This window comes from Enterobacter cloacae complex sp. IR5403 (assembly GCF_049238705.1).
In the GTDB taxonomy this organism is placed as follows: domain Bacteria; phylum Pseudomonadota; class Gammaproteobacteria; order Enterobacterales; family Enterobacteriaceae; genus Enterobacter; species Enterobacter hormaechei_C.
On sequence record NZ_JBMKHP010000001.1, the window covers coordinates 261,364 to 273,848 of the forward strand.

Here is a 12,485-nt window from a genome sequence, read left to right on the forward strand (position 1 = left end):
GTCATGAACGCCATACGCATGATGATTGCGATTGTGTGGCTTACCGGACTGCTGCCAGGGATGGCGCAGGCATCGGATGCCGATGATTTCGTTGCCGCTAGCCGTAGCCAGCAGACCGCCATGCTGACCCGCTGGGCAGCCACGCCGGAACCTGCACGTTTGCCGCTGCTTAAGGCGCTGCAACAGGAGAACCTCTACACCGACAGCCAGAAGAAGGCTTTTACCCGCATCGACGGTGAAATGGTTGCCCTGGGCGCGGCAAAACGCGCCGAAGGAACGACCAAAGCCGTGCGGCTGACCAACCGGCTGCGCGTGTTAACCGTCACGGCGCTGGCGACGCATCAGCTTGTCAGTGACAGTGTCACCGAAAGACGTCATGCTGCACGGCAGCTTCAGCGTGACGCCCAGCCGGATATGCTCGGGTTTCTGCAACAGCGGGCTAATCGCGAAACGGACGACGTCACCCGACAGTCGCTGAGGCTGGCGCTGGCAAATCTTCAGCTGGCGAGTCCGCAGGCGGAAACGCGCCTTAACGCGGTTGAACTGTTGGGACAGTCTGACGATCCGGACGTACAGGCCACGCTGACGCCGTTCACCCGGGCGCAAACCGAGCCGGACGCACGGGTACGTGCCGCCGCCGCTGAGAGCCTGGACCGTATACAGCACCGGCTGATGTGGGGCGAACTGCTGGGGCAGGCCTTCATGGGCCTGTCGTTGGGGTCGGTACTCTTGCTGGCCGCGCTCGGGCTGGCTATCACCTATGGTCTGCTGGGGGTGATTAACATGGCCCACGGCGAAATGCTGATGCTCGGGGCGTATGCCACCTGGATGGTGCAGCAGGTGATGGCGCAGTGGATGCCTCAGTGGCTGGCGCTTTATCCGGTGGTGGCGCTGCCGGTGGCGTTCTGCCTGACGGCAGGTATCGGGATGGTGCTGGAGCGCACGGTGATCCGCCATCTGTATGGCCGCCCGCTGGAAACCCTGCTCGCCACCTGGGGGATCAGCCTGATGCTTATCCAGCTGGTGCGCATGACCTTTGGCGCTCAGAACCTTGAGGTCGCAAACCCGGCCTGGCTGTCCGGCGGGGTGCAGGTTTTCGCCAACCTGACGCTGCCGTGGAACCGTATTGTGGTGCTCGGGTTTGTGTTGCTGGTGCTGTTCTTCACCTGGCTCATTCTGAATAAAACGCGTCTGGGGCTGAACGTGCGGGCGGTGACGCAAAACCGCAGCATGGCGGCCTGCTGCGGCGTCCCCACCGGACGGGTAGATATGCTGGCGTTTGGCCTCGGGTCCGGCATTGCCGGGCTGGGCGGTGTGGCGTTGTCCCAACTGGGGAACGTGGGACCGGAGCTGGGCCAGGGATACATCATCGATTCGTTCCTGGTGGTGGTGCTCGGCGGCGTCGGCCAGCTGGCCGGTAGCGTCGCGGCGGCCTTTGGTCTGGGGATCTTCAATAAAATTCTTGAACCGCAGATGGGCGCCGTGCTGGGCAAAATCCTGATTCTGGTGGCGATCATTCTGTTTATCCAGAAACGTCCACAGGGGTTATTCGCACTTAAAGGGAGGGTGACAGACTGATGAGCCAGCCATTGACCTTAACACTGGCGCGCAGGGCACCGCGCACCACGCAAATCTTCGGCAGTCTGCTGGTTGCGGCGCTGCTGGTGCTGCCTTTTCTCGCGCTGTTGCCCGCCACCCATCCGCTGGCCGTTTCCACGTGGATGTTGACGCTCATTGGCAAGATCCTCTGCTACGCGGTGGTCGCCGTGGCCCTCGATCTGGTCTGGGGCTATGCCGGTATGCTCTCGCTGGGGCACGGCATATTCTTCGCCCTGGGCGGCTATGCGATGGGCATGTACCTGATGCGCCAGGCGGCCGGAGACGGGCTGCCCGCGTTTATGTCGTTTCTCTCGTGGAGCGAACTGCCCTGGTTCTGGTGGGGAACGCAGCATTTCGCCTGGGCTCTGGTGTTAATTGTGACGATCCCCGGCCTGCTGGCGCTGGTCTTCGGCTGGTTTGCTTTCCGCTCGAAGATCAAAGGGGTCTATTTCTCCATCATGACCCAGGCGCTGACCTATGCGGGCATGCTGCTGTTCTTTCGCAACGAAACCGGCTTTGGCGGCAATAACGGCTTTACCGGCTTTACCACGCTGCTCGGATTTTCCGTCACGGCGACCACCACGCGGATCGCGCTGTTTCTCGCAACGGTCGTGCTGCTGCTTCTGGCCCTGGGTACAGGCTATGCGCTGGCGAAGAGTAAATTTGGCCGCATTTTAACGGCGGTGCGCGATGCGGAAAACCGTCTCACGTTCTGCGGCTACGATCCGCGCGGTTTCAAGCTGCTGGTCTGGACGCTTTCCGCCGTGCTGTGTGGCCTGGCGGGAGCGCTGTACGTTCCGCAGGTGGGCATTATCAACCCGGGTGAAATGTCGCCGACCAACTCGATTGAAGCGGCCATCTGGGTAGCGCTGGGTGGACGCGGCACTCTGGTGGGCCCGGTGATTGGCGCGGCGCTGGTCAACGGTGCGAAGAGCTTTTTCACCGTGGCGATGCCGGAGTACTGGCAGCTGTTTCTGGGGCTGATTTTCATCGCCGTGACGCTGTTTTTACCGCGCGGCGTGTTCGGTCTGTTTCGTAAGGGAGAGAATTAATGCAGCCCTCTGAAGGACTCTTTACCCGCCAGCTACCGGGCGACCGTTACCGCGAGCAGACCGATCCGGTGTTGCAGCTCGAGGCCATTAACGTCAGTTTCGACGGTTTTCAGGCGTTGACCGATCTCTCGCTGAATATCGGCGTCGGAGAATTGCGCTGCATCATTGGCCCTAACGGCGCCGGTAAAACCACGCTGATGGACGTGATCACCGGCAAAACCCGGCCAAAAAGCGGGAAAGCTATTTACGATCAGTCCATCGATCTGACTGTCCTGGAACCGGCGGCCATCGCCCGTCAGGGCATTGGCCGTAAGTTCCAGAAGCCGACCGTGTTTGAAGCGCTGACCGTAGGGGAAAACCTCGAAATCGCCATGAAAGCCGACAGGTCCGTCTGGGCGAGCCTGCGGGCCACGCTCAGCGGCGAGCAGCGCGACCGCATTGACGAGATGCTGGTTTTGCTGCGGCTTGGCAGCGAGCGCGATCGCCGTGCCGGGCTGCTTTCCCACGGACAGAAGCAGTTTCTGGAGATCGGCATGCTGCTGGTGCAGGACCCGCACCTGTTACTGCTGGACGAACCCGCTGCCGGTATGACCGACGCAGAGACGGAATACACTGCCGAGCTTTTCCGCACCCTGGCAGGCAAGCATTCGCTGATGGTGGTTGAGCACGATATGGGCTTCGTCGACACCATCGCCGACCACGTCACGGTGCTGCATCAGGGGCGCGTACTGGCGGAAGGTTCGCTTCGCGAGGTACAGGCCAATGAACAGGTAATTGACGTCTATCTGGGACGTTAAGGAGAGGGGATGTTACAGGTTAGCGAACTGAATCAGTACTACGGCGGAAGTCATATTCTGCGCGGGGTGAGCTTTGAGGCGGTCGTCGGGGAAGTGACCTGCCTGCTGGGGCGCAACGGGGTGGGCAAAACCACGCTGCTGAGGTGCCTGATGGGGCTGATCCCGGTGAAAGGCGGGGAGGTGGTCTGGCAGGGAAAGAGCATCACTCACAGTAAACCGCACCAGCGGGTACAGTCCGGCGTGGCGTATGTTCCGCAGGGGCGGGAGATTTTTCCGCGTCTGACCGTAGAAGAAAACCTGCTGATGGGGCTGTCGCGCTTCTCCGCGGGAAACGCAAGGAGCGTACCGGAGGAAATTTGGCAGCTTTTCCCGGTGCTGAAGGAGATGAAGCACCGACGCGGAGGCGATCTTTCCGGTGGTCAGCAGCAGCAGCTGGCGATTGGACGCGCGCTGGCGAGCCGTCCACGGTTACTGATTCTGGATGAACCCACGGAAGGTATTCAGCCGTCGGTGATTAAAGAGATTGGGCAGGTGATCCGCAGCCTGGCGAACCGGGGGGATATGGCGATCCTGCTGGTGGAGCAGTTTTATGATTTTGCAGCAGAGCTGGCCGACAGCTATCTGGTGATGTCGCGCGGCAGCATCGTCCAGCAGGGCCGCGGGAAGAACATGGAGCAGGAAGGCGTTCGCGGGCTGGTTGCGATCTGAAATGTTATAATATAACATCCTCATTCTTATAAAACGGAATGAGGATTTTGCTGTGGCTGCACAACTTGCAAAAATTGCGCTGACTCTGGGAACGCTGCTGGTAAGCGGCTCGCTTTTTGCCCATTCGCACGGTCATCAGATGACAGAGGCGGAACAGAAGGCGGCAAACGGCGTCTTTGAGGATAAAGACGTGAGGGACAGGAAGCTCTCTGACTGGGACGGGACCTGGCAGTCCGTTTATCCGTTCCTGCTTGATGGTTCGCTGGATCCGGTTTTCGAAAAGAAAGCGCAGAAGGGAGAAAAATCCGCTGCCGAGGTAAAGGCCTACTACCGCAAGGGGTACGCGACGGACGTGGACGCCATCGGCATTGAAAACAACGTGATGGAATTCCACCGGGGCAAAACGGTGAGCAGCTGCCGCTACGATTACAGCGGCTACAAAATTCTGACCTATGCGTCGGGGAAAAAAGGCGTGCGCTACCTGTTTGAGTGCAAGGACAAAACAAGCCAGGCGCCAAAGTTTGTGCAGTTCAGCGACCATATCATCGGGCCGAAAGCCTCTTCACACTTCCATATCTTTATGGGCAACACCTCCCACGAGGCGCTGCTGAAAGAGATGGATAACTGGCCGACCTACTACCCGAATGAGATGTACAAAGAGCAGGTGGTGGAGGAGATGTTGCACCACTAGGCTGTGGGTTTTGCCGGGTGACGCCTTCGCCTTACCCGGCTTACGATTAGGGTTTTGTCGGTCGGGTAAGCGCAGCGCCATCCGACACGCTATCTTCACTTTTCACGCGCATCCCGCGCAATATCATCAGCCAGGCCGCAATGATGGCGGCCATCATAATGATAAATAATGACCAGTGCGGCAGATGGGTCAGGATGAGCCCGGTGATCATCGGGTTCGCCGCCGCGCCGAGCCAGCCCAGCGCCTGGGCGGAGAAATAGCTCGCCTTCATGCCCGGCGGGGCGATATTGTCGATCAGCATGTATTCACCCGGCGCATAAATAATTTCACCCAGGGTGAAAATCGCCGCCGCGATCCCCCAGTAAATCAGGTTCTCGCCGGAAAGCATAAACCCGCCCAGCCCGAGGATGAAAAAAAGCGTCGCGGCGGTCATTAGCGGACGGATATTGCTGGCGGTGATCTTACGTCCAAGCGCGTATTGCAGGGTGACGACCACCGCCGCGTTGACGGGCAGCACAACGGCCACCACCTTTTCTGCGAAATCACTGTCCGCATGTGCAGCGAGGACATACTGGGAAATGCAGGTGGCGAACGATCCACCCACATACGACGCCAGCAGGCCGGAGAGCGTGTACCAGAACAGCGCCCGGTCTTTCAGCAGCACCGAGGGCTGCCACGGCATTTTCTCCTCAGGGCTGTCTGAGGCTATGCTTTTCTGCACAAAGAAATGGATAAACCCGAGCGGCAGTGCGGCGCAGAAGGCCGCCAGCCAGAACGGCAGTTGCAGGCTGTACATCACCAGCAGGGTGCCGATCGGCGGCCCGATCGTCCAGCCGATGTTCAGGAAACTGTAGTTGAGTGAGAAAACGCGCGCCTTTTCGCTGGAGGTCAGCACGTCGGCAAACCACGCTTTCAGCACCGTTGAGAAGACGGAATAGGCGCAGTTGATCAGGGCAAAGAACAGCACCACCAGCGTCACGTTATTCACCAGCGGAATCGCCACAAACCCGGCGATAAAGGCCACGATGGCGATCAGCATATAGCGTTTTTTGTCGAACTTATCCGCCAGGATGCCAAACCCCAGGCTAAACACCACGCCAATGGTCAACGCCACGGTAAGGGCATAGCCAATATTCTCCACGCTCATATCGTACACGCGTGTGAGATATATGGTCATAAAGGGCAGCGTTGCCCCGCGGCCAATTGTTAATAACAATGACGATGCCAGCAGCGCTGCGGTTGAGCGCCTGATTGATGGTTTCATTTTCCTGCCCGACAAATGCTTATGCTTTTTTTGTTGTGTTATTACAGGATTATCATGGGATCGGCAGCTTGTATAGCACCCAATTTATCCGCAAGTGCTTCTCTTCAGTACCAGAATTAATGATCTTCTCGCGGGGCTATTTTTTCTGTTACCTTGAAGTGTTTACAAAATTTTAATAATTCAGGGGCGGAAAATGACGCGGAAAGACGGGCTGTTAGCGTTGCTGGTTGTCGTGGTGTGGGGACTCAATTTTGTGGTCATCAAAATGGGGTTGCACAACATGCCTCCACTGATGCTGGCGGGGCTGCGTTTCCTGCTGGTGGCGTTTCCGGCGCTGCTGTTCGTCGCCCGCCCGAAAATTCCCCTGAAGCTGCTGCTGGGCTATGGCCTTACCATCAGCTTTGGTCAGTTTGCGTTTCTTTTTTGCGCCATCAAATTTGGCATGCCTGCGGGCCTGGCTTCGCTGGTGCTTCAGGTGCAGGCGTTCTTTACCATTATTCTCGGCGCATTTGTCTTTGGCGAACGTTTGCAGGGTAAGCAGCTGGCGGGCATTAGCCTGGCGGTCTTTGGCGTGCTGGTGCTGATTGAAGGCAGCCTTAACGGTCAGCATGTCGCGCTGCTGGGCTTTATGCTCACCCTGGCGGCGGGGCTGAGCTGGGCGTGCGGCAATATCTTTAACAAGCTGATCATGCAGCACGAAGCGCGTCCGGCGGTCTTATCGCTGGTGGTCTGGAGCGCGTTGATCCCCATCGTGCCGTTTATGGCTGCGTCGTTTATTCTGGAGGGTCCGCAGGCGATGCTGAAAAGCCTGGTGGAGATCGACCTGACGACCATTTTGTCGCTGATCTACCTGGCGTTAGTCGCCTCAATCATTGGCTACGGTATCTGGGGATCGCTGCTCGGACGATATGAAACCTGGCGCGTGGCGCCGTTATCGCTGCTGGTACCGGTGGTCGGGCTTGCGAGCGCCGCCCTGTTGCTGGATGAAACGCTCAGCGCGCTGCAACTGTGTGGCGCAGGGCTGATTATGGCCGGGCTGTATATCAACGTCTTTGGCTTGCGGGTGCGTCGGGCTGCGCGGGTGCGGGGTTAAGGCAGAAAAAAGCCCCGCATGAGCGGGGCAAAAACGAATTACAGGTCGTGGTTGTAATACGGCACGCCTAATTCGTCGGATTTGTCGCTGCCAGCGCCCATGTGATTGAAATCCCAGGGCGACTGGTTTTGCGTGGACGGCATAATCATGGTGTCGCGATTATTTTGCTGCCCCGCACTGGGGGTTTGCTCCGCGAAGCTCTGGCCGGAAACCAGCACCAGCAAGGTGAGGGCGGCGGAGGCGATAAATTTCATGATTTCCTCGGTTACGTCTTAACAGGCGATGATTAACTGCAATGTTTTAGCGGATACAGATAACGGGATTCACCCGGCATACTGGTAATACGATACTTATGAGGCGGCACGTCAAAGTAGTTCTTGAACGTACGCGTCAGGGTCTGTTGCGATTCAAATCCGTAGCGTTCCGCCAGATAGAGGATCGGCTCATTGCTTTCTTTCAGTTTTTGGGCAATCTCCGTCAGCTTACGGCTGCGAATATATTGTCCTAATGAATGGCCGGTCTCTTTTTTAAACATCCGTTGCAGGTGCCATTTTGAGTAACCTGAACGCTCAGACACTTTCTCAAGGGAGAGTGGAGATTCCAGGTTATCTTCGATCCAGTCCAAAATGCTATGAATGGTGATAGCGTCAGTATTGCGTCTGGACATCGTCATACCTCTTTTTCTGTTTACGGCAGGATTTTCTTGAGTAAAAGCTCAAGCGTTGCCACTTCATCTGCCGTTAAGTTTTTTGTCAGTTCCTGGTGCAGTGTTTGTCCTACTAATTGATGACATTGCTCACACATGGCCGCGCCATCGCTGGTCAGTTTCACCAGTACGCCACGTTTGTCATTCGGGTTAGGGCTTCGTTCTACCCATCCTTTGCAGACGAGACGATCCAGCATGCGGGTTAACGCACCCAGATCGACAGAGAGCACCTTTTTCAGCTCAACCGGCGTGATACACACTTCGCAGCGAATGGAACACAGCACTTTGAACTGTGTTGCGGTGATATCCAGCGGTGACAGATAGTCATTGAGCAGGCGATCTTTTTTCTGGTTAACCATATGAATAAGACGACCCAGTGGGATTATGTCGTTAAAGAGGTCACTGGTGCTTTTCACAATGGTTGCCCTGGCAAGTAGTTTAATCACGGCAGATATTATTGCTCAGGCAAGTATAAGTCAACTGAATGGATCGGCCGATGCCACGAAATGCTAAAACGCTTCAGGAACGCATTCTGTACGCTTTTAAATCATACAGATAATCTGGGGTTATCAATTACGCGAGACAATTATGGTTACGCTGCGTGGATGGCTCCGGACGAGGATTTGGCCCTATAATTGCGATGTTGAATAAGGATAAGGACTGCGGTGCACTATGTTGGATTTGATTAAAGCAGTGGGACTTGGGCTGGTGGTGTTGCTGCCGCTGGCGAACCCGTTAACGACGGTGGCGCTTTTTCTGGGGCTGGCGGGGAACATGAACAGCGCAGAGCGCAATCAGCAGTCGATGATGGCCTCTGTCTATGTCTTTGCCATAATGATGGTGGCTTATTACGCCGGTCAACTGGTGATGAATACCTTTGGTATTTCGATTCCCGGTCTGCGTATTGCTGGCGGGCTGATCGTGGCCTTTATTGGTTTCCGGATGCTGTTCCCGGCGCATAAAGCGCACGAATCCCCGGAAGCCAAAAGCAAATCAGAGGAGCTTGAAAGCGAACCGAGCGCCAACATCGCGTTTGTGCCGTTAGCCATGCCGAGCACGGCGGGGCCGGGGACGATTGCGATGATCATCAGTTCCGCCTCAACGGTGCGTGATGGGTCGACATTCCCGCACTGGGTTATCACCGTTGCGCCGCCGATCATTTTTGCGCTTATCGCCATTATCGTCTGGGGATCATTGCGCAGTTCCGGGGCGATTATGCGCTGGGTGGGCAAGGGGGGGATCGAAGCTATCTCCCGTCTGATGGGCTTCCTGCTGGTCTGTATGGGTGTGCAGTTTATTATTAACGGCGTGCTGGAGATTGTTAAGACGTATCATTGAGAACGTTGCCGGGTGGCGGCTTCGCCTTACCCGGCCTGTTCGCAATGTATATAATTCTTATGAATATAAATGCATTCTGAAAATCGAATTTTTTCAGCATTAATATAATCCACTGCCTTGCTGTGTATTACCGCTTAAAGTAACGTTCAGCACTCATTTCTTTTCGGGTTATAGACATGCGAGCAAAATATTCATTTATCGCAGTGAGCACACTGCTTTTTTCATTAAATGCCAATGCTGGGTTGTTTGATTCCACGCCAGATTTCAAATGCGGTCGCGATGATGCCATCTCTGCTGCTCAGTCAAAAATAAGAGATGATGCAGTCAGTAAGTTACAGGTAGCTTATCTCGCTAACCCCTCAGATTTCTACGGTAAACCGCTGAAGGACTACATTGCAAAAGCTAATGAAATCGCAATTGCAATGGCGAATGTCACAACAAAATCGTCTGATGACAAGGTGCAGGCGCGCAGCTGTAGCGCCACTGTCACGCTCACGGTGCCTTCTGAAATCATGGGTTACATTGCATCCTACCCTGACAGACTGAGACGTATAATTAACGATGGCGGAAAGGTGCTTAACAATAGCGTTCAGTGGGACAAGTTTACCTACTCGTTATCGATGGCAGATAACGGAAAAGATATTTCAGTTTCATATGAATACAGTAATAAAGATTATATTTCTGAATCAATAGCGGCGATGGCTACCCTCGCCATGAATAAAGATGAACTGCAAAAGGCCGAACTCAATAATAAATTAAATATTGCCGCGGGTGATTATCTTGAAAGCGATCGCCAGTTAAACCAGCTATGGAAGTATCTTTCTGATTCCGTCAAAGCTTCGATGAAAAAGGAGCAAAACGTGTGGATCAATGAAAAAGCAAAAAAATGCGGCAAAATAAGCGATGCGTCTTCTGCGACCACCCCTCTGGCAACGAGAATCAGTATCTATGAATGCCAGACCAAAATGACAGATGAAAGATTCCGTTATCTTGGCGGTGATGAAGAACACGGATATTAATGCTTCGTAGGCCGGGTAAGGCGAAGCCGCCACCCGGCACAACAAACGTCAACCTTGGCTGGTCTGTTCTTCCATCGCGACCGGCCATTTACGGAAGATAAGCACCGACCAGATCAGCGCGATCAGCGCCGGAATCGCCCCGAGATAGCCAATGGCCGACATCGATACATGAAGGCTGATCTGATTGCCCACCAGCGCACCGGCGCCAATACCCAGATTAAAAATCCCGGAGAAGAGCGACATCGCTACGTCCGTGGCGTCCGGGGCCAGCGCCAGCACTTTGACCTGCATTCCCAGACCAATAATCATGATCGCCACGCCCCAGAAAAGACTGAGGATCGCCAGATGACTCTCGCTGCCTGCCGCAGGCAGCAGTAACAGCAGGCATGCCAGCAGCAAGCCAATCGCACTGCTTACCAGCGCAGACGCGTGCTGATTGCCCAGCTTACCGAACAGGATGCTGCCGATAATCCCCGCGCCGCCCAGGATCAGCAGCAGAACGGTGGCGAAGTTAGCGCTAAAGCCCGCCACAACCTGAACAAACGGCTCAATATAGCTGTAGGCCGTGTAATGGGCGGTCACCACAATCACGGTCAGCAGATAGATGCTCATCAGCGCCGGTCGACGCATCAGCAGCGGCAGGCTTTTCAGCGAGCCGGAGTGTTCGCTGGGCAGTTTTGGCAGCAGTTTGATCAGACACACCAGGGTGATCAGCGCCCCCATGCCGATGGCAAAGAAGGTGGTGCGCCAGCCGAAGTATTGTCCCACAATGCGCCCGATCGGCAGGCCTAACACCATCGCCAGCGCCGTTCCGGTGGCAATCAGGCTCAGCGCCTGGGCGCGTTTTCCCGCCGGAGCCAGACGAATGGCGAGCGACGCGGTGATCGACCAGAAAACGGCATGGGCAAACGCGATGCCAACGCGGCTGATCACCAGCACGGTAAAGTTCCATGCCATAAATGACAGCACATGGCTGGCAATGAACACCACAAACAGCCCAATCAGCAGCTTACGACGTTCCATCTGGCTGGTCAGCAGCATAAACGGCAGCGACATCAGCGCCACCACCCATGCATAGATGGTCAACATAATGCCAACCTGTGCCGTTTCCATATGGAAGCTGGCGGCGATGTCGGACAGCAGCCCAACCGGAACAAATTCCGTGGTGTTGAAAATAAACGCTGCGATGGCGAGCGTGACCACGCGTAGCCACGCGACCCTGCGGGAAACCGTGTGTGTTGTCATAGGGATATCTGGGATTCGTTGCCTGAAAGATGAGGAGACGATCTTAAAGCCTTAAACGGCGAAAACTCAACCGTTATGTGATGTGAATCACAAAATTTACCTTCATGCAGCGGTAGCGAACGGGGGTGTTTTCATCGAAGATAAAGAACAACACAACAAAAACAGGCGGTAACACGATGCAGGAGATTGATTTTTATCTGGTAGATGCGTTCAGCGCGTCCTCCTTTGGCGGCAACCCGGCGGCGGTGTGCCCGCTCGACGCGTGGCTGCCGGATGAGACGTTACTGCGGATGGCACAACAGCATAACCAGTCGGAAACCGCGTTTTTTGTGTGCACCAAAGGGGGGATTGAGCTGCGCTGGTTCACCACGCTTACCGAGGTCAATCTCTGTGGTCACGCGACGCTTGCCGCGGCGTATGTTCTGTTTCACGAACTGGATTATCCGGACTCACGCCTTCATTTTGACACCGCCTCTGGTCGCCTGACCGTCAGCCGTGAAGGGGACTGGATGACGCTGGATTTTCCGGCCTGCCCGACGCAGGCACAGACGCCGCCACCGGAGATGCTCACCGCACTCGGTATCAGCCACTACGTCGAAGCGCGAAAAGGCCGCGCCTGGGTGCTGGTACTGGAGAGCCGCGAGCAGGTTGAAGCCCTTAATCCGGATTTCTCCGCCATGACGCCGGGCGAGCATAAAGTGGCCGTCACTGCCCGGGACGAGGGGGAATACGACTTTGTCAGCCGTTTCTTCTCACCGGGCGTGGCCGTGCCGGAAGATCCTGTCACCGGCTCCGCGCACACCATGCTGATCCCGTACTGGAGTGAACAGCTTGGCAAAACACAGATGTTTGCCCGCCAGGTTTCTGCCCGTGGTGGCGACGTACGCTGCGAACTGAAAGGTGACCGCGTGCGGATGGGCGGGCAGGCGGCGCTGTATCTGAAGGGCACAGTATTTCTGCGCTGAATAAATCT

The 12,485-nt window shown here is 55.9% G+C and carries 14 protein-coding genes; 9 read left to right on the forward strand and 5 right to left on the reverse strand.

Annotated features, from left to right (window positions below; translation table 11 throughout):
* Nucleotides 1-3 precede the first annotated feature (3 nt).
* Genes urtB through zinT form a run of 5 tightly spaced genes read left to right on the forward strand, consistent with a single transcriptional unit; the run spans nucleotide 4 to nucleotide 4,847 of the window.
* Nucleotides 4-1,578, forward strand: coding sequence for an urea ABC transporter permease subunit UrtB (gene urtB / locus ACOTW6_RS01275; protein ID WP_049019451.1), 1,575 nt, complete (start codon nucleotides 4-6; stop codon nucleotides 1,576-1,578).
* Nucleotides 1,578-2,651: an urea ABC transporter permease subunit UrtC gene (gene urtC, locus ACOTW6_RS01280; protein WP_047747333.1), complete on the forward strand. Its 1,074-nt coding sequence runs from the start codon at nucleotides 1,578-1,580 to the stop codon at nucleotides 2,649-2,651. Before urtB ends, urtC begins: the two co-directional genes overlap by 1 nt.
* On the forward strand, nucleotides 2,651-3,448 hold the full coding sequence (gene urtD, locus ACOTW6_RS01285; RefSeq protein ID WP_213788757.1) for an urea ABC transporter ATP-binding protein UrtD: 798 nt from the start codon (nucleotides 2,651-2,653) through the stop codon (nucleotides 3,446-3,448). The genes urtC and urtD overlap by 1 nt, the downstream gene beginning before the upstream one ends.
* Nucleotides 3,449-3,457: 9 nt before the next feature.
* Nucleotides 3,458-4,156: an urea ABC transporter ATP-binding subunit UrtE gene (gene urtE, locus ACOTW6_RS01290; RefSeq protein WP_213788758.1), complete on the forward strand. Its 699-nt coding sequence runs from the start codon at nucleotides 3,458-3,460 to the stop codon at nucleotides 4,154-4,156.
* Nucleotides 4,157-4,208: 52 nt separating this feature from the next.
* Complete coding sequence (gene zinT, locus ACOTW6_RS01295; RefSeq protein ID WP_213788759.1) at nucleotides 4,209-4,847, forward strand: metal-binding protein ZinT; 639 nt, start codon at nucleotides 4,209-4,211, stop codon at nucleotides 4,845-4,847.
* 46 nt (nucleotides 4,848-4,893) lie between these two features.
* Here zinT and ydeE read toward each other — a convergent pair whose 3' ends face one another.
* Complete coding sequence (gene ydeE / locus ACOTW6_RS01300; protein ID WP_213788760.1) at nucleotides 4,894-6,111, reverse strand: efflux MFS transporter YdeE; 1,218 nt, start codon at nucleotides 6,109-6,111, stop codon at nucleotides 4,894-4,896.
* A gap of 193 nt (nucleotides 6,112-6,304) precedes the next feature.
* On the opposite strand from ydeE, the gene eamA reads away from it, so the two are divergent.
* Nucleotides 6,305-7,204: an O-acetylserine/cysteine exporter gene (eamA, locus tag ACOTW6_RS01305; protein ID WP_213788761.1), complete on the forward strand. Its 900-nt coding sequence runs from the start codon at nucleotides 6,305-6,307 to the stop codon at nucleotides 7,202-7,204.
* A 38-nt stretch (nucleotides 7,205-7,242) separates the two neighbouring features.
* Here eamA and marB read toward each other — a convergent pair whose 3' ends face one another.
* Genes marB through marR form a run of 3 tightly spaced genes read right to left on the reverse strand, consistent with a single transcriptional unit; the run spans nucleotide 7,243 to nucleotide 8,326 of the window.
* Nucleotides 7,243-7,458 (reverse strand): multiple antibiotic resistance protein MarB, encoded by a 216-nt coding sequence (gene marB, locus ACOTW6_RS01310; RefSeq protein WP_003857184.1) that lies wholly within the window; start codon nucleotides 7,456-7,458, stop codon nucleotides 7,243-7,245.
* Between the two features lie 32 nt (nucleotides 7,459-7,490).
* Nucleotides 7,491-7,871, reverse strand: a complete 381-nt coding sequence (marA, locus tag ACOTW6_RS01315; RefSeq protein ID WP_001303241.1) for an MDR efflux pump AcrAB transcriptional activator MarA — start codon at nucleotides 7,869-7,871, stop codon at nucleotides 7,491-7,493.
* Nucleotides 7,872-7,891: 20 nt separating this feature from the next.
* Nucleotides 7,892-8,326, reverse strand: coding sequence for a multiple antibiotic resistance transcriptional regulator MarR (gene marR / locus ACOTW6_RS01320; RefSeq protein WP_003857182.1), 435 nt, complete (start codon nucleotides 8,324-8,326; stop codon nucleotides 7,892-7,894).
* 256 nt (nucleotides 8,327-8,582) lie between these two features.
* On the opposite strand from marR, the gene ACOTW6_RS01325 reads away from it, so the two are divergent.
* Nucleotides 8,583-9,248 carry a MarC family NAAT transporter gene (locus ACOTW6_RS01325; protein ID WP_003857180.1) on the forward strand — a complete coding sequence of 222 codons (666 nt, stop codon included), beginning with the start codon at nucleotides 8,583-8,585 and terminating at the stop codon, nucleotides 9,246-9,248.
* A gap of 176 nt (nucleotides 9,249-9,424) precedes the next feature.
* A complete protein-coding gene (locus ACOTW6_RS01330) occupies nucleotides 9,425-10,267 on the forward strand; it encodes a lysozyme inhibitor LprI family protein (RefSeq protein ID WP_213788762.1) in 843 nt (280 codons plus the stop codon).
* Nucleotides 10,268-10,315: 48 nt separating this feature from the next.
* On the opposite strand, the gene ACOTW6_RS01335 is transcribed toward ACOTW6_RS01330, so the two are convergent.
* A complete protein-coding gene (locus tag ACOTW6_RS01335) occupies nucleotides 10,316-11,512 on the reverse strand; it encodes a sugar transporter (RefSeq protein WP_213788763.1) in 1,197 nt (398 codons plus the stop codon).
* Between the two features lie 176 nt (nucleotides 11,513-11,688).
* On the opposite strand from ACOTW6_RS01335, the gene ACOTW6_RS01340 reads away from it, so the two are divergent.
* Complete coding sequence (locus tag ACOTW6_RS01340) at nucleotides 11,689-12,477, forward strand: PhzF family phenazine biosynthesis protein (protein WP_213788764.1); 789 nt, start codon at nucleotides 11,689-11,691, stop codon at nucleotides 12,475-12,477.
* Nucleotides 12,478-12,485: the final 8 nt, after the last annotated feature.